Source organism: Flavobacterium sp. CHNK8 (assembly GCF_019774515.1).
In the GTDB taxonomy this organism is placed as follows: domain Bacteria; phylum Bacteroidota; class Bacteroidia; order Flavobacteriales; family Flavobacteriaceae; genus Flavobacterium; species Flavobacterium tiangeerense.
The window spans coordinates 1,207,933-1,229,406 of record NZ_CP081492.1 but is presented as its reverse complement, the minus strand read 5'-3'; the positions used below and the strand labels follow the sequence as shown (position 1 = coordinate 1,229,406).

23 protein-coding genes are annotated in these 21,474 nt (G+C 33.7%); 16 read left to right on the top strand and 7 right to left on the bottom strand.

Annotation, left to right across the window (positions count from 1 at the left end):
* Positions 1-63: 63 nt before the first annotated feature.
* On the bottom strand, positions 64-591 hold the full coding sequence (locus K5V07_RS05250) for an NADPH-dependent FMN reductase (protein ID WP_221916665.1): 528 nt from the start codon (positions 589-591) through the stop codon (positions 64-66).
* A gap of 36 nt (positions 592-627) precedes the next feature.
* Between K5V07_RS05250 and K5V07_RS14990 the strand changes: the two genes are divergently transcribed.
* Positions 628-750, top strand: coding sequence for a hypothetical protein (locus K5V07_RS14990; protein WP_255577704.1), 123 nt, complete (start codon positions 628-630; stop codon positions 748-750).
* A 143-nt stretch (positions 751-893) separates the two neighbouring features.
* Here K5V07_RS14990 and ychF read toward each other — a convergent pair whose 3' ends face one another.
* Positions 894-1,988: a redox-regulated ATPase YchF gene (gene ychF, locus K5V07_RS05245; RefSeq protein WP_221916664.1), complete on the bottom strand. Its 1,095-nt coding sequence runs from the start codon at positions 1,986-1,988 to the stop codon at positions 894-896.
* Positions 1,989-2,282: 294 nt separating this feature from the next.
* Between ychF and K5V07_RS05240 the strand changes: the two genes are divergently transcribed.
* Both K5V07_RS05240 and K5V07_RS05235 read left to right on the top strand, forming a co-directional pair.
* Positions 2,283-4,988 carry a TonB-dependent receptor gene (locus K5V07_RS05240; RefSeq protein ID WP_221916663.1) on the top strand — a complete coding sequence of 902 codons (2,706 nt, stop codon included), beginning with the start codon at positions 2,283-2,285 and terminating at the stop codon, positions 4,986-4,988.
* A gap of 282 nt (positions 4,989-5,270) precedes the next feature.
* Complete coding sequence (locus K5V07_RS05235; protein ID WP_221916662.1) at positions 5,271-5,807, top strand: hypothetical protein; 537 nt, start codon at positions 5,271-5,273, stop codon at positions 5,805-5,807.
* 63 nt (positions 5,808-5,870) lie between these two features.
* Here the strand turns inward: K5V07_RS05235 and K5V07_RS05230 are convergent, their stop codons facing one another.
* Positions 5,871-6,221 (bottom strand): 4Fe-4S dicluster domain-containing protein, encoded by a 351-nt coding sequence (locus K5V07_RS05230; RefSeq protein ID WP_086453198.1) that lies wholly within the window; start codon positions 6,219-6,221, stop codon positions 5,871-5,873.
* Positions 6,222-6,360: 139 nt separating this feature from the next.
* Between K5V07_RS05230 and K5V07_RS05225 the strand changes: the two genes are divergently transcribed.
* From K5V07_RS05225 to K5V07_RS05200, 6 genes are all read left to right on the top strand, one after another.
* Entirely contained in the window at positions 6,361-7,422 is a 1,062-nt protein-coding gene (locus K5V07_RS05225; RefSeq protein WP_221916661.1) for an acyl-CoA reductase, read from the top strand.
* A gap of 91 nt (positions 7,423-7,513) precedes the next feature.
* On the top strand, positions 7,514-8,584 hold the full coding sequence (gene serC / locus K5V07_RS05220) for a 3-phosphoserine/phosphohydroxythreonine transaminase (protein ID WP_221916660.1): 1,071 nt from the start codon (positions 7,514-7,516) through the stop codon (positions 8,582-8,584).
* Between the two features lie 122 nt (positions 8,585-8,706).
* Entirely contained in the window at positions 8,707-9,657 is a 951-nt protein-coding gene (locus K5V07_RS05215; protein WP_221916659.1) for a D-2-hydroxyacid dehydrogenase, read from the top strand.
* Between the two features lie 93 nt (positions 9,658-9,750).
* Positions 9,751-10,314, top strand: a complete 564-nt coding sequence (locus K5V07_RS05210) for a DUF937 domain-containing protein (RefSeq protein WP_182650358.1) — start codon at positions 9,751-9,753, stop codon at positions 10,312-10,314.
* A gap of 96 nt (positions 10,315-10,410) precedes the next feature.
* A complete protein-coding gene (locus tag K5V07_RS05205; protein ID WP_221916658.1) occupies positions 10,411-10,845 on the top strand; it encodes a DUF6146 family protein in 435 nt (144 codons plus the stop codon).
* Between the two features lie 32 nt (positions 10,846-10,877).
* Entirely contained in the window at positions 10,878-11,180 is a 303-nt protein-coding gene (locus K5V07_RS05200) for a DUF6787 family protein (protein ID WP_086453193.1), read from the top strand.
* A gap of 11 nt (positions 11,181-11,191) precedes the next feature.
* On the opposite strand, the gene K5V07_RS05195 is transcribed toward K5V07_RS05200, so the two are convergent.
* Together K5V07_RS05195 and msrA are read right to left on the bottom strand one after the other, a co-directional pair.
* Positions 11,192-11,491, bottom strand: coding sequence for a hypothetical protein (locus K5V07_RS05195; protein ID WP_221916657.1), 300 nt, complete (start codon positions 11,489-11,491; stop codon positions 11,192-11,194).
* A 47-nt stretch (positions 11,492-11,538) separates the two neighbouring features.
* Positions 11,539-12,186, bottom strand: a complete 648-nt coding sequence (gene msrA / locus K5V07_RS05190) for a peptide-methionine (S)-S-oxide reductase MsrA (protein WP_221916656.1) — start codon at positions 12,184-12,186, stop codon at positions 11,539-11,541.
* A gap of 144 nt (positions 12,187-12,330) precedes the next feature.
* Here msrA and K5V07_RS05185 point away from each other — a divergent pair, with 144 nt between their 5' ends.
* The 3 genes from K5V07_RS05185 to K5V07_RS05175 all read left to right on the top strand — a co-directional run bounded on the left by K5V07_RS05185 (position 12,331) and on the right by K5V07_RS05175 (position 15,389).
* Positions 12,331-13,014, top strand: coding sequence for an ABC transporter ATP-binding protein (locus K5V07_RS05185; protein ID WP_221916655.1), 684 nt, complete (start codon positions 12,331-12,333; stop codon positions 13,012-13,014).
* Between the two features lie 151 nt (positions 13,015-13,165).
* A complete protein-coding gene (locus tag K5V07_RS05180) occupies positions 13,166-13,930 on the top strand; it encodes a TIGR02757 family protein (RefSeq protein WP_221916654.1) in 765 nt (254 codons plus the stop codon).
* A gap of 109 nt (positions 13,931-14,039) precedes the next feature.
* Complete coding sequence (locus K5V07_RS05175; protein ID WP_221916653.1) at positions 14,040-15,389, top strand: DEAD/DEAH box helicase; 1,350 nt, start codon at positions 14,040-14,042, stop codon at positions 15,387-15,389.
* Positions 15,390-15,436: 47 nt separating this feature from the next.
* Here the strand turns inward: K5V07_RS05175 and K5V07_RS05170 are convergent, their stop codons facing one another.
* Positions 15,437-16,552 carry a lactonase family protein gene (locus K5V07_RS05170; RefSeq protein ID WP_144892439.1) on the bottom strand — a complete coding sequence of 372 codons (1,116 nt, stop codon included), beginning with the start codon at positions 16,550-16,552 and terminating at the stop codon, positions 15,437-15,439.
* A 180-nt stretch (positions 16,553-16,732) separates the two neighbouring features.
* On the opposite strand from K5V07_RS05170, the gene K5V07_RS05165 reads away from it, so the two are divergent.
* From K5V07_RS05165 to K5V07_RS05150, 4 genes are read left to right on the top strand one after another with little or no spacing between them, the layout of a single operon-like run.
* Entirely contained in the window at positions 16,733-18,664 is a 1,932-nt protein-coding gene (locus K5V07_RS05165; RefSeq protein WP_221918144.1) for a BatA and WFA domain-containing protein, read from the top strand.
* Between the two features lie 16 nt (positions 18,665-18,680).
* On the top strand, positions 18,681-19,934 hold the full coding sequence (locus K5V07_RS05160; RefSeq protein ID WP_221916652.1) for a dihydroorotase family protein: 1,254 nt from the start codon (positions 18,681-18,683) through the stop codon (positions 19,932-19,934).
* 4 nt (positions 19,935-19,938) lie between these two features.
* Positions 19,939-20,268 (top strand): hypothetical protein, encoded by a 330-nt coding sequence (locus K5V07_RS05155; RefSeq protein ID WP_144892445.1) that lies wholly within the window; start codon positions 19,939-19,941, stop codon positions 20,266-20,268.
* Between the two features lie 5 nt (positions 20,269-20,273).
* The gene (locus K5V07_RS05150; protein ID WP_221916651.1) at positions 20,274-20,921 is read left to right on the top strand and encodes an alpha/beta hydrolase; all 648 of its coding nucleotides are present in this window, start codon (positions 20,274-20,276) and stop codon (positions 20,919-20,921) included.
* Positions 20,922-20,965: 44 nt separating this feature from the next.
* Here K5V07_RS05150 and K5V07_RS05145 read toward each other — a convergent pair whose 3' ends face one another.
* Complete coding sequence (locus tag K5V07_RS05145; RefSeq protein WP_221916650.1) at positions 20,966-21,466, bottom strand: hypothetical protein; 501 nt, start codon at positions 21,464-21,466, stop codon at positions 20,966-20,968.
* Positions 21,467-21,474: the final 8 nt, after the last annotated feature.

Below are 21,474 nucleotides of genomic sequence, written 5' to 3'. Positions count from 1 at the left end.
ATAAATTTTAAAAATTCAAAGCCTCAAAGTTATCAAGAATAATATTGACAAGCTCTTTTTGCTTTACGATCTAAAACTGCCAATCAATGACTTTAGCTTAATATCATATTCACCGTTAGTTATAATTCCTTTTTGGATATCAAAATTAGCATCAAAACTAGGTAACGAAAAAGTTGCTTTTACGTTGGCGCCATAACGCGGGAAAGCAGTTTTTGCAATTTCTAAAACACTAGCTCCACCTCTAGCTCCCGGCGAAGTAGCCAAAAGTAACATGGGTTTATCCTGAAACACTTTTCCGTTGATTCTAGAACTCCAATCGAAAATATTCTTGAAAGCAGCACTATAATTACCGTTGTGTTCTGTCATAGAAATCACTAACACATCTGCTGTTGCAATTGCAGCTAAAAATGCTTTCGCTAACTCATGCTGACCAATTTCAACCTCCAAATCAACAGAAAACAAAGGCATTTGAAAATCGTTTAAATCTAAAACTTCTACGTTTGCATTTTCAAAAAGATGCGCTGCATAAGTTGCCAGTTTTTTATTAATAGAATTTTTACTGTTGCTTGCGCCAAAGGCTATTATTTTCATAAGATTGTTTTTCTAAATGTACAACAAATAGATTTTATGACAAAGTTAATTATCAATGCGCCTTCTGATAATTATAATCAAACTTTAAACACCTATACAAATACCCCAGATTGTAGCGGAAAGCATTTTTTTATAAAGCCACATTTTTTCTTGACCTAAAAGAGCGACCACAGGAAGCTCCTTTGAGGGCTTAGAAAAAAAGGCTTTATAGAAAAATCTTGAAGCAGAAAGCTGGATTAGGTCCATAAAAAAAGTCGAAAGCTATATCTAACTTTCGACTTTTTACGTTTTACGTTTAAAAATTACACGTTGAATCTAAAGTGCATTACATCACCGTCTTTCACAACGTATTCTTTACCTTCTACTTTAAATTTTCCTGCTTCTTTACATTTAGCTTCAGAACCGTATTGCACGTAATCTTCGTAAGCAATTACTTCAGCACGGATAAACCCTTTTTCAAAATCAGTATGAATTACTCCCGCAGCTTGTGGCGCGGTAGAACCAATATTGATGGTCCAAGCACGAACTTCTTTTACACCTGCCGTGAAATAGGTTTGTTGTTTTAATAATTTATACGCTGCACGAATTAAAACGGATGCTCCTGGCTCTGACAATCCCATATCTTCAAGGAAAACTTGACGCTCTTCATAGCTTTCAAGCTCTGTAATATCAGCTTCGGCTCCTACAGACAAGATAATTACTTCTGCATCTTCATCTTTTACTAACTCGCGAACTTGGTCTACATATTTGTTTCCATTTACGGCAGAGTTTTCGTCTACATTACACACATACAAAACTGGTTTTGCTGTAATCAATTGAAACGATTCCATTAAAACTTCCTCGTCATTTCCTTGTGGAACGATAGTTCTAGCTGATTTAGCTTGCAATAAAGTATCTTTAATTCGATCCAAAAGCGCTTTTTCAGTCTGCGCCTCTTTGTTACCCGTTTTTGCAGCACGATTTACTTTCTCCAAACGTTTTTCAACCGTTTCTAAATCTTTTAACTGCAACTCGATATCAATCGTTTCTTTGTCGCGAATGGGATTTACATTACCATCAACATGAACGATATTATCATTATCAAAACAACGCAATACGTGAATAATAGCGTTACACTCTCTAATGTTTCCAAGAAATTGATTTCCTAAACCTTCTCCTTTACTAGCTCCTTTTACTAAGCCTGCAATATCCACAATATCCACCGTAGCCATTTGTACGCGCTCCGGTTTTACCAATTCCTCTAGTTTATTAATTCTTGGATCTGGTACATTAACAACGCCAATATTTGGCTCTATGGTACAAAAAGGAAAGTTAGCACTTTGCGCTTTTGCGTTTGACAAACAATTGAACAAAGTTGATTTTCCAACATTAGGTAACCCTACAATTCCTGCTTTCATCTGTAAATACTATTTTATTTTTTACCAGAAACCTGTGAGACATTTTATGGCAAACAAGATTCTTTTGAGTTTTAAATTTTGAGCTATCAAGCATTAAATCTTATTAGATAAAGCTATTTAGCTTTAAAAGTTTGCAAATATACCATTTTAATACTGTTTTCAATAATTAAAAGATAGCATTACTGACAACCTATTATTTTTTCAAAAAAAATATAAATAGTACTAATATTTTGTTAAAAAAAAATTATATTGCGGTCTATTTAAAATCAAACCAAAAATAAAACACAACTTATTATGAAAAAAATCGCATTATTATTAATCCTCTTAAACGTCTCGTTTGTATTTGCGCAAAAGCAAATATCAGGTGTAGTTAAAGACAATTCTGGGAATTCGTTACCAGGAGTTAACATCGTAGAAAAAGGAACAAAGAATGGAGTTTCTACTGACAGTGATGGTTCTTACAAAATTAAAGTAAATGAAGGAGCTACATTAGTATTTAGTTATGTTGGATTCAACAAAGTAGAAAGAGCAGCAACAGAAGCTGTAATCAATGTAGTTTTATCAGAAGAAGGTGGACAAAATTTAAATGAAGTTGTAGTAACAGGAACAAGAACTGCACCTAGAAGTAACACTACATCAGCACTTCCTATTGATGTACTTTCTTCAAAAGATCTTACCTCAACAGGACAAGCAACTTTTGACAAAGCATTACAATACAAAATACCGTCTTTTAACACGGTACAAACTCCTGTAAATGACGCTACTTCCCTACTAGATCCTTACGAAATAAGAAATATGGGACCTAGTAGAACGTTAATTTTGATCAATGGAAAGAGAAAAAACATGAGTTCACTAGTGTACACACAAACATCTCCGGGACGTGGTGAAACAGGATCAGATATCTCGGCTATACCGACTGATGCTATCGAAAGAGTTGAAATACTTCGTGATGGAGCTTCAGCACAATACGGTTCTGACGCCATTGCTGGTGTAATGAACATCATCTTAAAAAAGAATTCCTCTTTGGGATCAGTTACATTAAGAACAGGAATAACATCTGAAGGAGATGGTGAAATGTATGGAGTAAGTTTAAACAATGGATCTACTATTGGCGAAAAAGGATTTATCAATTACACTGTAGATTTTTCAAAAGTTGCATTAGCAAATAGACCCGGAAAAGTAAATGCAGATGGAGAAGTTGCTGATTTTGGCGCTAACCTTGCTGACGTAAATGCTTTCCTAGCTCTTAAACCAGATGCTGGAAATGTTAATGGATCACCAGAAACTGCCTCTGCAAAATTTTTAGTGAATGGTGGAGTTGATTACAACGAAAATAATCAAATGTATTACAATGCCGCTTATGTGTATAAAAAAGTGAATTCATTTGCTAATTACAGAACACCGTATTGGAGATCAGTAGCTGACATGCCATATCTAGCAACATTGTTCGGTAATGGAACTGCTGCTTCTTACCAAGGTTATGTACCAACATTTGAAGGTGATCTTAACGATTACAATGCAACAATAGGTTACAAATCAACCAAAAATGGATGGAATACAGATGTAAGTTTAACAACAGGAGGTAATACTCAAATATACACCGTTTCAAATTCACAAAACAGATCATTTATTGACTCTAATGGTAATGACACGAAAGACCCTGGGGAAAACTTTTTATATGGAATTAACACTCCAATCACTTTCAAACCAGGAGGAACATCATTTAATCACTATGTTGGAAATATAGATATCTCTAAAAATTTAAATGATCAATTAAGTTTAGGATTTGGATCTGAATTTAGAACTGAAAATTTTGAAATTTTCGAAGGAGATCTTGCATCATACACTGGAAATAGAAGTGGTGCTGATTCATTTCAAGGTAATACTCCAGAAAATTCAGGTAAATTTAATAGATATAACTTGGGTGTCTATTTAGATTTAGCATACGATGTCACAGAAGATTTTTTAATAAATGGGACAGTTAGATATGAAGACTACAGCGATTTTGGTAGTGCAACTGTCTGGAAAGCAAGTACTAGATATAAGTTTTCTGACGATAAAATAACACTAAGAGCTTCTTTATCAACAGGATTCAGAGCACCATCATTACATCAAATATACACTCAAAAATCACAATCCTCTTTTGTTCCAGGACAAGGAATCGTTGTACAAGGTTTAATTAACAATGTATCATCTGCAGCAAGAGCAAGTGGTGTTCCAAAATTAGATTCTGAAAATTCAACAAACTTTACAGCAGGAATAGGTTTAAAACCAAACAAAAATTTCAACCTTACCATTGATTATTATGATATTAAGGTAGAAGACCGAATTGTACTTGGAAATCCTATCACATTTTCCCCTACTAATACATCAGCGTTTTTTGTTAACGGAATTGATTCAAGAACCTCTGGGATTGACCTTGTAGCGGGCTACAAAAATTTAATAGTGGGATCTGGAAAAATGGGCTTTAACTTATCTGGTAACTATACCATTACAAATAAAATTGACGGCCCAGTTAAAAATCCTGCAAGTGTTGTAGCTGTTAATCAATCTGTAATAGATGCAACCCAAGAAGCACTTTTATTTACTTCTAGACCTGAATTCAAAGTAATAGGTGGTGCAGAATACGAAATTGGAAAATTTGGATTAACAGTAAACAATACCTTGTTTGGGCCTACAAAGTTTAAAAATGCTGGTATGTCAAATGACTTAAGAGTAGAGTTTTTGACAAAAATGGTTACTGATTTAGGAGTTACATTCTCTGCAACAGATAAACTTACATTAGCACTTAATGTAAATAACATATTAAATGTTTTACCAGAATGGCAATTTAAAGCTGAAAACGCAGCTGGAACAGCAATTTTGAATGATCCAGCTCAAACTAGAAAACAATTCAATTTGGTTACTTTCAATGGACGTTATTCTCAAATGACGTATGATGGATACCATTTCAGTCAATTAGGAACTATGTTCAATTTATCTTTGAACTATAAATTCTAATTTTCAAATATAAATTCATAAAGGACTATCGAAAGATGGTCCTTTTTTTTTGGCAAAAACTCTTACCTACGTACCTCATCATAATTAAAACTTATTCGAAATTGTTTCGAAAGAATCATTTTCTTTTTTGATTTTCAAAACATACTATTAACGATCAATAAATTTTCATAAAGGAAAAAAGTAACTAGTGTAAATTATACAATTTATCCTGGAAATTCCATAACAACTTATCTCTGTTGCCATTGTAATTTTACCTCATATTAATATTATAAATAAATAATTATGAAAACGATACTTATTGGTGCTATTGCACTATTATTTTCAATGAATAGTCAAGCGCAAATCAAAAATGTAAAATCCGAGGTAAAAACAACGGTTACAACAATAAAAGATTCAAAAGGAGAAAAACAATTGGTTAAAACTCAAGAGGTAAAAGAAACTCAAAATATTGAATTGAAAGATGCTGAGTCTAATGCTTTGAATAAAGAAATAAAACAAACTCCTGTACAGGTTACAGCCATTACTGCGGTAACAGCAAATGGAGTTACAAATATTGTAGACGTAGACAGATCTGCTTATTACAACTACAACGGACAAAAATACCAAGTTAGTCTAGCAGAAACAGGTTATAACATGTACCTGCCTAATAAGGAAAAGGCGGCTGTATTAAGAAAAACTTCAAATAATAATTATATTTACAGTACTAAAAGCAAAACCTCTTTTGGATACTTTAATGCTGATGGAAACTTAGTTTTAGAATCTTATGATCCAGCAACAGATAAAATTACATCTGAAATTTTTGAAATGATCAAAGAATAACAAAAATAGTATTGCATAAAAAAACCTGAGATATCTCAGGTTTTTTTTATTTAAAATCAATACTTATTCGTTGTGTAAAAATGCTTGCCTGTTTAGCAATGTTTCATCACTTTCTACATGCGCATCATCTGGAATACAACAATCTACTGGGCATACTGCAGCACATTGCGGTTCGTCATGAAATCCTTTACACTCCGTACATTTACCAGGAACGATATAATACACTTCGTCAGATATTGGTGTTTGTGCCTCGTCAGAATCAATTTCAGTACCGTCTGGCAAAATTACTTTACCTTTCAGTTTTGTTCCGTCCTTGTATCTCCAATCATCAGCTCCTTCATATATTGCAGTATTTGGGCACTCAGGTTCACAAGCTCCACAATTGATACATTCGTCTGTTATAATAATTGCCATCTTTTTAATTTAGGAATTAAGCAAATAAGATTTTTGAGTATAAGAATCTATGATCTTTCGTCTTTTAATCTTTTTACTATACTTTTTATAGCTTATTTTTGTGCAAAATTACAATCAAAACTATTCATAAGCAAACATTATGACATTAGAAACAAAAAAAAATGTTTTTGTTGAATTAGGGAAATTTTTAAGCCAATTTTCTGAAAACAATACTATAAAAAGCCCAAATGTTTTGCACAACGAAACATTTTTTGATGCTTTTCAAGAACTTATTATCCTGTCTCGATCACACAATGGCTGGTACACTCCTGAAAATGTATATTTTTCAATACAATCTTGGTCAAACGCATTAACAGCAGAAAACCTTGATCAATGGCTTTCTGCCTACACTCTAGAGAATCAAAATCCAAAAAATATTGCATTAGTACTTGCAGGAAACATTCCTCTAGTTGGGTTTCATGATTTTTTATCGGTTGTAATAACTGGGAACAATGTGATTGTAAAAACATCATCAAACGACCAACATTTACTGCCTTTTTTAGCTAAATATTTGATTGCAGTCGCTCCTCCATTAGCGAATACTATTCGTTTTGTAGAGGGTAAATTAGAAAACTTTGATGCAGTTATCGCCACAGGCAGTAACAATACAGCTAGGTATTTCGAATATTATTTTAAAGACAAACCGTCTATTATTAGAAAGAGTAGAAATTCAGTAGCGGTTTTGACTGGTACTGAAAATAAGGAGGAACTAACTGCTTTGGGAGAAGATATTTTTAGGTATTTTGGTTTAGGATGTCGTAATGTATCTAAACTTTTTGTACCAAAGGGATATAATTTCGACGCCTTTTTTGAAGCCATTTTTGAATATCAAGATGTCATTCATTATGAAAAATACGCTAATAATTACGATTACAACAAAGCGGTTTTCTTGATGAGTAATTTCAAGTTGCTTGACAATGGCTTTTTGACTATAAAAGAAGATCAAAGCCATGCCTCACCTATTTCTAGTGTTTTTTATGAATATTACGAAGACTTACCTGCACTACAAACAAAGTTAGATTCTGAAAATGAACTACTTCAATGTATCGTTTCTGGTGGTTGCATTGAAAATAGTATTTCGTTTGGACAAACTCAAAATCCGCAATTATGGGATTATGCAGATAACATAGATACAATTTCATTTTTACTAAATATAGCCTAAAATAGGGGGCAATTATTCTTGATTAATTAGCTACTTTTAAGCTCCTATTGTCGAAATTTGCATTTTAATTTTTTTGGAAATAACTACACACATGAAAAAACACAACTACAGCGCAGGACCTTGCATTTTACCCCAAGAAGTTTTTGAAAAATCAGCACAAGCGATATTAAATTTCAATGATTCTGGATTATCTCTTCTAGAAATGTCTCACAGAAGCAAAGATTTTGTGGCCGTAATGGAAGAGGCTCGAGCACTTGTTTTAGAATTATTAGGCCTTGAAGGCAAAGGCTACCAAGCATTATTTCTTGCAGGTGGTGCTAGTCTAGAATTTTTGATGGTTCCGTACAACTTGATGAAAGAAAATGGAAAAGCCGCTTACCTGGACACAGGAACATGGGCTGCCGCTGCGATAAAAGAGGCACAACTTTTTGGAGAAACTAGCATCATTGGTTCCTCAAAAGAACAAAATTACAATCATATTCCAAAAGGATACAGTATTCCAGAAGATGCTGATTATTTCCACTGCACGAGTAATAATACAATCTTTGGGACCCAAATGAAAGAGTTTCCAGAAACTAGCATACCACTTGTATGCGACATGAGTTCGGATATTTTTTCAAGAGTATTGGATTTTTCAAAATTTGACTTGATTTATGCTGGAGCTCAAAAAAACATGGGACCTGCAGGAACCACATTGATTGTTGTAAAAGAAGAAATTCTAGGTAAAACTGGTAGAACTATTCCTAGTATGCTGGATTATACCAAACATATTAAAGCAGAAAGTATGTACAACACACCTCCTGTTTTCCCTGTTTATGCTTCTTTATTGACTTTACAATGGTTAAAAAACTTGGGTGGAATTGCAGCCATTGAAAAAATAAACAATGCTAAAGCGGCTTTATTGTATGCCGAAATTGATAGAAATCCATTATTTAAAGGAGCTGCTGCTATGGAGGATCGTTCTAATATGAATGCTACGTTCTTGTTGAATGATGAAGCACATGCCGCAACCTTTGACGCTTTGTGGAAAGCTGCAGGAATTTCAGGATTACCAGGTCATCGTTCAGCAGGTGGTTACAGAGCTTCTATGTACAATGCATTACCATTAGAGAGCGTTCAAGTACTGGTGGATGTAATGCAGGCTTTGGAAAAGGCAATTTAAAAATTAAAATATTGAATGATTTAAAGATTTAAAGATTTAAAAAATCAATTTTTAATCAATCACTACAATAAACAATATAGATTGAATCTTTAAATTTTTCAATCCTTAAAAATAAAATAAAAATGAAAGTATTAGCCAACGATGGAATTTCAAAAAGTGGAATTCAAGCTTTAGAAAAAGGTGGTTTTGAAGTTATAACAACAAAAGTAGCACAGGAACAAGTAGCTAATTTTGTTAATGAAAACAATGTAAGTGTCGTTTTAGTAAGAAGCGCTACTAAGGTTCGTAAAGACATTATTGATGCTTGTCCTGGCTTGAAAATTATAGGCCGAGGCGGTGTGGGAATGGATAATATTGATGTGGATTATGCTAAAAGCAAAGGAATTGCAGTGATTAATACGCCTGCTTCATCATCAGAATCTGTGGCAGAGTTGGTTTTTGCACATTTATTTTCGGGGGTTCGATTTTTGCACGACTCGAATAGAAACATGCCACTTGAAGGCGATACCAACTTTGATGGTTTAAAGAAAGCGTATGGTAACGGAATTGAATTGAGAGGAAAAACGCTTGGAATTGTGGGCATTGGCCGTATTGGTCAGGCTACTGCAAAAATGGCGCTTGGACTAGGAATGAAAGTTATTGCTGCAGATAGTTTTATTCCTCAAGTAGATGTCACGGTATCTTTTTTTGACGGTCAATCTATTACCACAACTATCGTTTCACAATCTTTAGAATCAGTTTTTAAAGAGGCTGATTTTATTACGCTACATGTACCTGCACAAAACGGTTACATTATTAGTGATAAAGAAATTGCTAGCATGAAAGATGGTGTGGGAATTGTAAATTGTGCCCGTGGTGGTGTAATTGACGAGGTTGCTTTACTTAAAGGACTGGATAGCGGAAAAATATTGTTTGCAGGATTGGACGTTTTTGAGAGTGAACCAACTCCAGAAATGGCTGTTTTAATGCACCACAAAATCTCACTGACACCGCATATAGGTGCAGCTACAGGTGAGGCACAAGATAGAATAGGAACTGAACTAGCCCAACAAATTATTAGTATTTTGGGATAAGGTTTAATGTGATGAAATGATTAAAAGGGATTTATTTTCAGCAATAAATCCCTTTTTTTTATTAGATTTGATATCTAAACAAAACAAAAACCTATGTTAGAACAATTAACACAATTAGCACAACAGTTTGGAGTCGAGTCGGTTGTTAAAAACAATGCCATTCCAAACGAACAAAATGAGGCAGTTATTGAAGAAGCTAGTAGCTCCATTTTTTCTGGTTTACAGAAAATTGCTTCAGAAGGCGGTGTAGAACAATTGGCTTCTTTGTTTCAAGGAGATAATGCTCAAAACGCTTCAAATCCTGTAGTTCAAAAGCTTACTGAACAACTTACTGGAAGTCTTGGAGAAAAATTTGGTATCAATGCAGATGCAGCATCAGGTGTTGCAGGAAGTTTGATTCCTCAAATCCTTGGCTCATTGGTAAACAAAGCAAAGGATCCTAATGATAGTAGTTTTCAAATCTCTGATATTATTGCAGCTATATCTGGAGGCGGAGCTCAAGGATCTGGAATTATGGATGCCATTTCAAAATATGGGGGACAATTTGGTTTAGATCAAAATGCTGATGGAAAAGTTGATATTAGCGATGCAATGGCAGCCGTATCTGGAAAAGGTGGTGGACTAGGAGGAATTCTAGGAAAACTATTTGGAAAATAAAAAACATTACAAATCACCTACTTAGGTGATTTTTTTTTTGTTAAATGCTTTTAAAAAAAGAGAATATAGTTGTAAATTTAATGTAAAATTTCAATTATGAAACGTTATCTATTTCTTTTAGGAATTCTTGTTATTATAGTTTACAGTTGCGCTACTGCATCCCCAGTAAATACCGTAAAAGATAAAATTACTACATCAGCAAATGATACCATTCGTATTGCAAATGATGAGCTAGAGTACGAGGTAATCATTATTGAACCCGGCTTTAATTCTTGGCTTAATGCTACCGCTTTACCTAGAAATTATCACTCTCAAGCTTTCCTAGAAACTAAAAATAGGTTTTATGTATCCGAGTGGAACAATCGTGTTTTGCAACCACAGCGTTTTAATCCTAATTTATACGAAATGACAATTAATTATGACCCTAATATAAATTACGGGTATGAAGTAAATTATTTGATATACAACTACATGATTTTTTTCCAAAACACGTACAAACAAAAACTTTTTGGTTTTGTACCCCTGAGATAATCTCACTATATTTGTATTCATTATAAATAAAAATGAACAAACTCAAACAACGTTGGGGAATTGAAACAAATTTCCAATTCATAATAATTTTAATTGTTTTTGCTATCACCGGATCAGCATCAGCTTGGTTATCTAAACCGTTTTGTACTTGGCTTGGTATAACAAAAGATTCTTTGGGATATTGGATTATTCCTGTACGTTTGATTTTAATATTCCCTATTTACCAAGTACTGCTAGTTTGTATTGGTTTTATATTTGGGCAATTCAAATTCTTTTGGGCATTTGAGAAAAAAATGCTCAAAAGATTAGGACTCGGATTTCTTTTTAAATCATAAAAAATGCCTCGTTAAGAGGCATTTTTATTTTTTATTAAATACGTGTATATCCACGTTAAGGTAAATGTGGGAATAAAATCAGTAAAAGGTATAATTTCCTCTAAAAAAGCAACTACTCCTCCTACTTTACCAATTGTACCCTTGTACATCCAAGTCATTAAAAAACCTGCTAAAGGTGCCCAAACTACATCTGAAAATTCTCCAAGAAGAGGAATGGTAAAAGAAAGCATCCCAATAGCATCAAACAATATTCCCAACAAAAGATTTCTTGTTTTGTTATTTGCTTCATCATTAGCAACAGGTTGTATCATAAGTATTCAATTTATATTTATTGAACAATATACAAATCTAATGCCAATTATTTTTTAAGCTTTCCTTGATACATTTTCTTCAACTTATCAATTTTTGGAGTAATTACATAACTACAATACCCTTGCGTTTTGTTTTGGTTGTAGTAATTTTGATGGTAGTCTTCAGCAACATAAAATTTTGTGGCAGCTGATATTTTAGTCACAATAGGTTTACCAAAAGTATTTTCTTGAGTCATCAAGGCAATGTAATCCTGTGACAACTGTTTTTGATTATCATTGTGATAAAAAATTTCGCTACGGTATTGCGTCCCTGCATCAGCACCTTGACGGTTAAGCGTTGTAGGATCATGCGTGGCAAAAAATATCTCTAATAATTCTCCAAAACTTATTTTCTTTGGGTCAAAAGTTATTTCAATAGCCTCTGCATGTCCCGTTTCTCCGGTAGAAATGTCATTATAAGTAGGATTTACAGTGTTCCCACCAATGTAGCCTGAAACTACTTTACTAACTCCGTCAAGCTGCAAAAATACTGCCTCGGTACACCAAAAACAACCTCCTGCAAAAGTTGCAATCTCTAAATCTCCTTGTTTTTCCATATTTTTTGTTTCTAAACTTTTAGGTACAATTACATTTTTTTCTTTGGCACAAAATGAAAAGGGCAAAAGGGCGATCAATAATCCAATTATTTTTTTCATACTTCAAATTTTAATCAAAGTTATTTATTATCAAACACCTTAGACCTATTCTTAACTAAAGTTTATAGTTTGTCAAACTGAAAAATTAGTGACTTCCAATTCATAATCCTTAAAATCTTTGTTTCTTTGTAAAAACAGAATAAAATGATAGAAGTCAAAAATATACATAAATACTACGATAAACTACATGTACTCAAAGGAGTTGATTTGCATATTAAAAAAGGAGAAATTGTATCTATTGTAGGGTCATCGGGAGCAGGAAAAACAACACTCTTACAAATTTTAGGTACCTTAGACAAACCCAGTTCGCTACCCAACACAGATATTCAAAAAACAACTACCTCCTTATTCATCAATGGTCAAGACATTTTGACCATGAATGACAAAGTTTTATCTACTTTCAGAAATTTAAATTTAGGATTCATATTTCAGTTTCACCAACTACTTCCTGAATTTACTGCACTTGAAAATGTTTGTATTCCAGCCTTTATTGCCAACAAACCAAAAGGCGAAACAGAGCAAGAGGCAAAAAAATTATTAGACTATTTGGGCCTTTCGCACCGCATAAATCATAAACCAAATGAACTTTCGGGTGGAGAGCAGCAGCGCGTAGCCGTGGCAAGAGCATTAATCAATAAACCAGCGGTTATTTTTGCAGATGAGCCCTCAGGAAACCTTGACACCACATCAGCAGAGAATTTACATCAGCTTTTCTTTAAACTAAGATATGAATTCGGACAAACATTTGTGATCGTAACTCATAATGAAGAACTCGCTAATATGGCCGATAGAAAACTAGTCATGGTGGATGGTTTGATTAGTAATTAGGAGCTTTTTCCAGCTATCCACTGTATTCCCGATTATAAAAACTACGGCCGAAAAAGCCTTGTTTTTTAAAATCGGGAGATGCCGTTCCTATCTTGGCTATGAACAGCCGTTACAAACACACTCTTTCTTATTATACCTTTCCTCCTTTATAATGACTACAACAGAATTAAAAGATTTTCTAGACGACAAAGTTTTACAATACAACACCTTAGATTTCATAGAAAGTGATCCTGTTCAAATTCCGCATCTTTATTCACAAAAAGAAGATGTTGAAATTGCTGGTTTTCTAAGTGCTACCATTGCGTGGGGGAATCGTAAAATGATCATACAAAATTCGCATCGCATGCTGGACTTGATGGGCAATGCACCTTATGATTTTGTGATGTCACACACTCCCGCTGATTTAGAACGGTTACATACATTTGTTCATCGTACTTTTAATGGTCAAGATTTCATTGGATTCATCCAATCTTTACAAAACATCTATTCCCATCACGGTGGACTAGAAACGGTTTTTGCCAAAAATCAAGAGCCTCATTCGATGCAAAATAGTATTTCCAAATTTAAAAAAATATTTTTTTCTATCCCTCATCTCGCACGAACTCAAAAACACGTTTCAGATCCTTTGAACAATTCGGCAGCAAAAAGAATCAATATGTATTTAAGGTGGATGGTTCGGAATGACAAAACTGGCGTTGATCTGGGCATCTGGAAAAACATCTCAACGGCATCCCTATCTTGCCCGCTTGATGTACACTCTGGTAATGTGGCTAGAAAACTGGGATTGCTTACTCGAAAACAAAATGATGGAAAAGCTCTAGTAGAATTAGACGCTAAACTTCGCGAATTTGATGCACAAGATCCTGTAAAGTATGATTTTGCCTTGTTTGGATTAGGAGTTTTTGAAGGTTTTTGAAACGTTTACCAAAACGCATGTATACCTTCACCGGTAACAAAAAGACTGTAAATTAGCACATTTGCTTGATTACTTTCAAAAAGACTATCTTTGCAAAAAAATTAAGCAAATGACTACTTTTGAGCAATTCAATCTTCCTAAATCCGTACAGAAAGCGATCGATGATTTAGGATTTACAACACCTACCCCTATTCAAGCAAAAACGTTCTCAGTAATCATGTCTGGTAGAGATATGATGGGAATTGCGCAAACGGGAACAGGTAAAACATTTGCTTACCTACTTCCTTTACTCAAATTATACAAATTTACTCCTGGACATACTCCTAAAATAGTGATCCTAGTACCTACGCGCGAACTTGTAGTGCAAGTGGTGGAAGAGGTTGAGAAATTGACAAAATACATGTCGGTTCGAACTATTGGTATTTTTGGTGGTGTAAACATCAATACACAAAAAACAACTGTTTACCAAGGTTGCGACATATTAGTTGGAACACCCGGCCGAATAATGGACTTAACATTGGATAACGTAATCCGATTTGAGGAAATGCAAAAACTCGTAATTGATGAGTTTGATGAAATGCTAAATCTAGGTTTTAGAACGCAACTTACCGCCATTTTGGCAATGATGCCAAAGAAACGTCAGAACATTCTTTTTTCAGCCACCATGACTGATGAAGTAGATGCTATTTTGAATGATTTCTTTGATTATCCAGAAGAAGTTACACTATCTGCGTCAGGAACTCCGTTAGAAAACATTACACAAATCACCTACAACGTTCCTAATTTTAACACGAAAGTTAATTTATTAAAACACTTATTATCTACCACACCAGATATGAGTCGCGTTCTTGTTTTTGTGAACAACAAGAAAATATCCGATTTACTACATGATCGCATAGAAGAAGATTTTGATGGACAGTTTGGTGTCATTCACTCTAATAAATCACAAAACTATCGTTTGAGCACCATGGCCTCTTTTCAAGAAGGAAATTTAAGAGGTTTGATTACCACAGATATTATGGCTAGAGGTTTAGATATCTCTAATATAACACATGTGGTCAATTTCGAAATACCCGAATTGCCGGAATTGTACATGCACCGTATAGGTAGAACTGGTCGTGCAGATGCTACAGGTACTGCAATCAGTTTAATTGCTCCACGCGAAGAGGAGTTTAAAATTGAGATAGAACTCCTGATGGATATGGAACTTACTATTGAAGCATTCCCAGAAACTGTTGAAGTATCCTCAAAATTAATTGAGCCTGAGAAAGAAAGACAACCTATTAAGTTTTTGATGAAAAAACAAAAACTAGCCGGTGATGGTGCTTTTCAGGAAAAAAGCAAGAAAAATAAAAAGGTAAATCTTGGAGGACCTGGAATTACTAAGAAAAAAACACACGGATCTGTTAATAGAAACATGTTGAAGACCAGAGATAAAAAACGAAAAGATAAAAAATAAATTACTTAAAAAGGGCTACTACAACAGCCCTTTTTAGTATAATACATTTACTTATTATCTGTAAAAACAAGACAAACAGGCGCACACAATTCTATTTTTTTGCCCGTATTGGTTAGCGTGCCCGTTTTTTTATTTCTTTTAAAAATAATTACATCATTTGAATATTGATGCGCAATAAGTAAAAAAGCTCCAGTAGGATCTATTGCAAAATTACGCGGTCCTTTTCCTAATGTTGAAACATGCTCCACTAATTTGAGATTACCATTAAGATTGGCTTTAAATATTGAAATGGTATTGGCATCGCCACGATTAGTAGCATATAAAAACTTTCCATCAGGAGAAAAATGAATATCTGCAGCTGTAAAATTTCCTTTGAAACCTCCTGCTAATATAGACGTTTCATCTCTTTTAACTAGTTTACCCTCTTTATAACTGTACACTGTAATCATACCACTAAGCTCTTGCAGAACGTAAACTAATTTGCCATTTTTACTAAAAGTTAAATGCCGTGGTCCACTTCCTGCTGTTACGGAGATGCTATCTTTTATTTGCAGTACATCGGTTTTTGCAAGTGGATCGTAACAATAGGTATAAATCTTGTCATTTCCCATATCATTCGCCAAAACAAATTTTTTATCAGGTGAAAAAGAGACCATGTGCACGTGAGGCGCTTCTTGGCGTTTGGGATTCAATCCTTTTCCGTAATGTTGAATGACTTGTTTGGCTTCTTGGAGCGTACCGTCACTATTTTTTTCCAAAACACTGATTGAACCTCCAGAATAATTTGCTACAATGACGTTTTTGTCATCATTAATAATATAACAAGGATCAGCACCCATAGCACTTTGCTTATTTAATAACTGAATAGCGCCGCTAGAAGTATTGTAATTAAAAGCACTAATTGTACTTTCTTTTCCAAATTCATTAACAGAATACACGAAATTATTTTGACTGGATACGGTTAAAAAACTTGGATTAACTGTCTTATCAGTTGCGTTTTTGTAACTGAAATCTCCATTTGAAGTATCAAAGTCATAAACATAAATACCTTTACTGTCGCAATTTTGAGTATAGGTTCCAATTAATAAATTGAATTTCTTATTCTGCGCTTTGACCGTAACACTAAAAACAAGGAGTATCAAGAAAACTAAAGATTTTTTCATTGTGTAAAAATTTGCAATAAGGCTAAAATAAAGATTAAATGCACGCAAATGTAAAATTATTTATTATTCAAAATTTACCAAACGTGCTGATAAACTGTCAACAAATTTGTATTTTTGATTCCATTATCAACAATGAAATCCATTGGAGTTTTAACACATTCTAGTCAATACCATCACAGTATGCATTTTAAGCACCCTGAAGTTTTATATTTTTTATTCCTTTTGCTCATACCTATTTTGGTTCATCTTTTTCAATTGCGAAAGTTTAAAACTGAATTCTTTACGAATGTTCGTTTTTTAAAGGCACTCACCATTCAAACTAGAAAAAGCTCTAAAATAAAAAAGTGGCTTCTTTTAACCTGCAGATTATTACTATTGACATGTATTATTATTGCTTTTGCTCAACCTTTTTTTTCCTCAAAAGACAGTAAAAATAAAAACAATGAACTGTTCATTATTTTAGATAATTCCTACAGCATGCAGGCTAAAGGAAAGAAAGGCGAACTATTAAAAAGAGCTGTTCAAGAACTGCTTGAAGAAACACCAGAAAATACTACATTTTCATTATTAACAAATTCTGAAAACTTTTGGAACACCGATATAAAATCAGTTCGAAGTAATTTGCAAAATTTAAAATACAGTTCTGAGTCATTCAATTTAGATAACATTCTAGCAAAGGTAAAAGCTCATAAATCCCCGTATAATAAAGATGTTGTAGTCCTTACAGATGGATTATCAATAACCGAAAAACAGGAAAAATCTAGCGATCAAAATATCAATCCTTTATTCATACTTTCAGAAGCGGAACAAAAAAACAACGCATCTGTAGATAGCGTGTTCATAAGTAAAACGGTCGAAAATTTCTATGAAATTACGGTGCAAGTCACTGGCTATGGCGATAAATTTCTTGGTGTTCCCATTTCCATTTTTGACAACAATAAATTAATTGCAAAAACTACTGTTGACCTAGACAGCAAGAAAAAAAATATCACTTTTACCATCCCAAAAAAATCATTTCATGGATATATATCTATTCAAGACAATGGTCTTGCTTATGATAACATCCTTTATTTTAGCATTTCGAAAAATAAAAAAGCAAATGTAATTAGTGTAGGAGATCCATTAAAAAGTAATTTCTTAACCCGAATTTACACTCCTGATGAATTTGTGTATAAAAACTATTCTTTAAGCACACTGGATTACAACAGTATAGAGCAGCAGGATGCTATTGTTTTAAATGAATTGAATGAAATACCTCAAGCCTTAGCAACTACTTTAAAATCGTTTGTGTCAAAGGGCGGACACGTTGTTGTAATTCCGTCATCAGAAAGTTCAATCGAAACGTACAACGCATTTTTCAAAAATTTTGGTACACTTTCATACAGTCCATTAGAACAAACCGAAAAGCAAATTACTAAAATCAACTTTAATCATCCCATTTTCAATAATGTATTCGAATCAAAAATAACCAATTTTCAATATCCAAAGACCAAAATATCCTATCCTTTAAGTAGTTCGAGTCCCGCAGCATTATCTTATGAAGACCAGAGTCCTTTTCTCACCTCCATAACAAACTCGGTAGCCACAGTAGCCGTATTTGCAGCACCTTTAAATCTTGAAAATTCTAATTTTCAGCAGTCGCCATTGATTGTACCTACGTTTTATAAAATGGTGATTAACAATCAAAATAACGGAGTTATTGCATATACCATAGGAAGTAATTCACCTCACATTACAGATGCAGCTTTACAAAAAGACGCTATTGTAACCATTAAAGGAACCGAGGAGCAATTTATTCCCATTCAACAAATCTTGAGTACTAAGGTTAAAATGACTTTTAATGGTTACCCAAAACAAGCCGGAAATTTCAGTGTTTTCTCTAAAAAAGATTGGATCGAAAATCTCAGTTTCAACTACGCAAGATCAGAGAGTGATTTAATTAAAAACAATGATAACGTACTAGCTGATTTGAACCAAGAATCATCTATTACATCATTCTTTAATGCTTTACAAACAAACCGAACCGATAACCAAATTTGGAAATGGTTTGTTATATTTGCACTACTATTTCTACTCTTAGAAATGGCAATTCTCAAATTTGTCAAATCATAAAAAAAGTTCCTTAAATATGAAATTAATTATCCGAGATGCAAAAATTATTGACCCAAAAAGTTCATTTCATAACACCATTTCAGATCTTTTAATTGTAGATGGATACATTCAAGAAATAGGAACTAATCTTGAAAATCCAGATAAAATTCAAGAAATTAAACTAGATAATTTACATCTCTCACAAGGCTGGTTTGACAGCAGTGTCTCTCTTGGAGAACCTGGATTTGAGGATCGAGAAACCATACTTAACGGGCTACAAGTAGCGGCAAAAAGCGGATTTACAAGCATTGCATTACAACCTAACTCCTATCCTGTAATTGACAATCAATCCCAAATACATTTTGTAAAAAGCAAAGCAACGCAGACTGCAACGCAACTCTATCCCATAGGCGCTATGACAAAAGATAGCGCAGGAAAAGATATTGCCGAATTATATGACATGAAAAATGCTGGTGCAGTAGCCTTTGGTGATTATAATAAAAGTACCGAAAATGCCAATTTACTAAAAATTGCATTGCAATACGTTCAAGACTTTGATGGATTGATAATTGCTTTTTCACAGGATGAACATATTAAAGGTAATGGAGTTGCAAATGAAGGAATTGTATCAACTCAACTTGGGTTAAAAGGCATACCAAATCTAGCCGAAGAAATTCACACTGCTAGAAATTTATATTTACTAGAGTACACAGGAGGAAAATTACACCTACCTACTTTATCTACTGAAAAATCTATAGCATTAGTTAAGGCCGCTAAATCAAAAGGCCTTCAGGTCAGTTGTAGTGTTGCTGTACACCACTTAGTACTCACTGACGAAAAACTACAAGAATTTGACACCAGATTTAAAGTTTCACCTCCATTACGAACCGAAAGTGACCGTCAAGCTTTACTCAATGGAGTCCTTGATGGAACAATAGACATGATTACTACCGATCATAATCCGATAGATATTGAACATAAAAAAATGGAATTTGATGGAGCAAAAAATGGTACTATTGGTCTTGAAAGTTGTTTTGGTGCCCTAATGACCGTTTTACCACTTGAAGTAGTTATTGAGAAATTAACTTCTGGTAAAAGAACCTTTGGTATACCCGAAGAAATTATTGCAAAAGGTGCAAAAGCAAATCTCACACTGTTCAACCCTAATTTTAAAAGTGTTTTTAGCAAATCATCCATTTTATCAAAATCAAAAAACTCCGCATTTCTGGGGACTGAACTGAATGGAAAAGTCTACGGAATTATCAATCAAAACCAATTAATTTTAGCTTAAAAAAATGAATTCAAACCAAACCGAATCTGGTAAAACAGCTGCTATAACAAGCTACATTTTAGGAATTGGCGTTTTTATAGCCATGTCCATGAATTCCGAAGATAAAAATGAATTTGCATCATTTCATATCAGGCAAGGATTAGGAATCACACTAACTTTTATTTCACTCGGTTTGATCATAAGTAACTTTGATAGTTTAATGATCTCAGCACCCATGTGGATCTTTACATTTGTATTGTGGTCATACGGAATCACAAGCGCAATAAAAGGAGAAACAAGACCGGTACCGCTGTTAGGTACGTATTATCAAAAATGGCTTTCAAATATATCTTAAAAACAATGGCATTATCACTTGAATACAAAATAAGAGAACCCAAAATAATTTTAGACAAAAACCCACTTTTGTTACTCCTACATGGTTATGGAAGTAATGAAGCTGATTTATTTTCATTTGCCGAAGAACTTCCGGAGCAGTATTATGTAATTTCGGCTAGAGCTCCGTATGACATGCAATACGGAAGCTACGCTTGGTACGCTATCAACTTTGATGCAGATGAGAATAAATTTTCAGATCACAATCAAGCCATAATATCTAGAGATGTTATTGTTCAATTTATAGACGAATTAACCGCAACTTATCCCATTGATGCGCAAAATATTGCCTTAATTGGCTTTAGCCAAGGAGCAATTTTAAGCTATGCTGTTGCTTTATCCTACCCCGAAAAAGTCCAGAAAATCGTTGCCATGAGCGGGTATTTCAATGCAGAGATTATTAAAGACGGTTATCAAAAAAACAATTTTGATACTTTGAAAATATTTGCATCACATGGAACCGTTGATCAAGTAATACCTATTGATTGGGCAAGAAAAACACCATCAGTGATGGAAACTTTAGGCATTAACACTACATACAAAGAATATCCGGTGGGACACGGTGTAGCACCACAAAACTTTTATGATTTCAAGAATTGGTTACTTGAAAATTAAATAAAAAAGTCGCAGTTAAATTTAATTTCAACTGCGACTTTTTTTTATTTCTGATATATGAATGATTGATTTACTTCAAATGAAATACTTTCATCATCATTCACAAAGTATTTCAGCAAAACCTCTCCCCACATTTCTCCATCGCTATAATCAGCAATAATCCATCGGTGATTTAAAATTTTCACTTTGTTAATGATAAACTTATTTGCCCCTATTTGATCTTGACCGGTATAAGGATTCCCTTTTGGGTTAGCATTAAAGTCCAAAAGTTTTTCAGTTACAAATGGAATTAATTTTTCATATTGAATCATTTTATCATTCGACCCAGATTCAAAATAATTTTGTGCATTTTCATTTTTTTCTAACGAAAAGTAATTAGCATTTTGCAACTCATTTGATAATAATGCAATGCTATCTCTCAATTTTTTAGTCGTTTTATCGTAACGTTTTTGTTCAAATGTAACCTCTTTACTTAAGAACATGTACGTAAAAATAGAAAATAAAACTGCGAGAATAGTCAAATACAATAAGAATGATTTTTTCATTTTTAGTT

Bases quoted from the DNA above. Each gene is read 5' to 3' on its own strand.
- ychF (WP_221916664.1), bottom strand. From the start codon at position 1,988: ATGAAAGCAGGAATTGTAGGGTTACCTAATGTTGGAAAATCAACTTTG.
- K5V07_RS05175 (WP_221916653.1), top strand. From the start codon at position 14,040: ATGACTACTTTTGAGCAATTCAATCTTCCTAAATCCGTACAGAAAGCG.
- K5V07_RS05225 (WP_221916661.1), top strand. From the start codon at position 6,361: ATGACATTAGAAACAAAAAAAAATGTTTTTGTTGAATTAGGGAAATTT.
- K5V07_RS05240 (WP_221916663.1), top strand. From the start codon at position 2,283: ATGAAAAAAATCGCATTATTATTAATCCTCTTAAACGTCTCGTTTGTA.
- K5V07_RS05195 (WP_221916657.1), bottom strand. From the start codon at position 11,491: ATGATACAACCTGTTGCTAATGATGAAGCAAATAACAAAACAAGAAAT.
- K5V07_RS05250 (WP_221916665.1), bottom strand. From the start codon at position 591: ATGAAAATAATAGCCTTTGGCGCAAGCAACAGTAAAAATTCTATTAAT.
- K5V07_RS05160 (WP_221916652.1), top strand. From the start codon at position 18,681: ATGAAATTAATTATCCGAGATGCAAAAATTATTGACCCAAAAAGTTCA.
- K5V07_RS05155 (WP_144892445.1), top strand. From the start codon at position 19,939: ATGAATTCAAACCAAACCGAATCTGGTAAAACAGCTGCTATAACAAGC.
- K5V07_RS05185 (WP_221916655.1), top strand. From the start codon at position 12,331: ATGATAGAAGTCAAAAATATACATAAATACTACGATAAACTACATGTA.
- serC (WP_221916660.1), top strand. From the start codon at position 7,514: ATGAAAAAACACAACTACAGCGCAGGACCTTGCATTTTACCCCAAGAA.
- K5V07_RS05200 (WP_086453193.1), top strand. From the start codon at position 10,878: ATGAACAAACTCAAACAACGTTGGGGAATTGAAACAAATTTCCAATTC.
- K5V07_RS05145 (WP_221916650.1), bottom strand. From the start codon at position 21,466: ATGAAAAAATCATTCTTATTGTATTTGACTATTCTCGCAGTTTTATTT.
- K5V07_RS05165 (WP_221918144.1), top strand. From the start codon at position 16,733: ATGCATTTTAAGCACCCTGAAGTTTTATATTTTTTATTCCTTTTGCTC.
- K5V07_RS05170 (WP_144892439.1), bottom strand. From the start codon at position 16,552: ATGAAAAAATCTTTAGTTTTCTTGATACTCCTTGTTTTTAGTGTTACG.
- K5V07_RS05215 (WP_221916659.1), top strand. From the start codon at position 8,707: ATGAAAGTATTAGCCAACGATGGAATTTCAAAAAGTGGAATTCAAGCT.
- K5V07_RS14990 (WP_255577704.1), top strand. From the start codon at position 628: ATGACAAAGTTAATTATCAATGCGCCTTCTGATAATTATAATCAAACT.
- K5V07_RS05205 (WP_221916658.1), top strand. From the start codon at position 10,411: ATGAAACGTTATCTATTTCTTTTAGGAATTCTTGTTATTATAGTTTAC.
- K5V07_RS05150 (WP_221916651.1), top strand. From the start codon at position 20,274: ATGGCATTATCACTTGAATACAAAATAAGAGAACCCAAAATAATTTTA.
- K5V07_RS05210 (WP_182650358.1), top strand. From the start codon at position 9,751: ATGTTAGAACAATTAACACAATTAGCACAACAGTTTGGAGTCGAGTCG.
- K5V07_RS05230 (WP_086453198.1), bottom strand. From the start codon at position 6,221: ATGGCAATTATTATAACAGACGAATGTATCAATTGTGGAGCTTGTGAA.
- K5V07_RS05235 (WP_221916662.1), top strand. From the start codon at position 5,271: ATGAAAACGATACTTATTGGTGCTATTGCACTATTATTTTCAATGAAT.
- K5V07_RS05180 (WP_221916654.1), top strand. From the start codon at position 13,166: ATGACTACAACAGAATTAAAAGATTTTCTAGACGACAAAGTTTTACAA.
- msrA (WP_221916656.1), bottom strand. From the start codon at position 12,186: ATGAAAAAAATAATTGGATTATTGATCGCCCTTTTGCCCTTTTCATTT.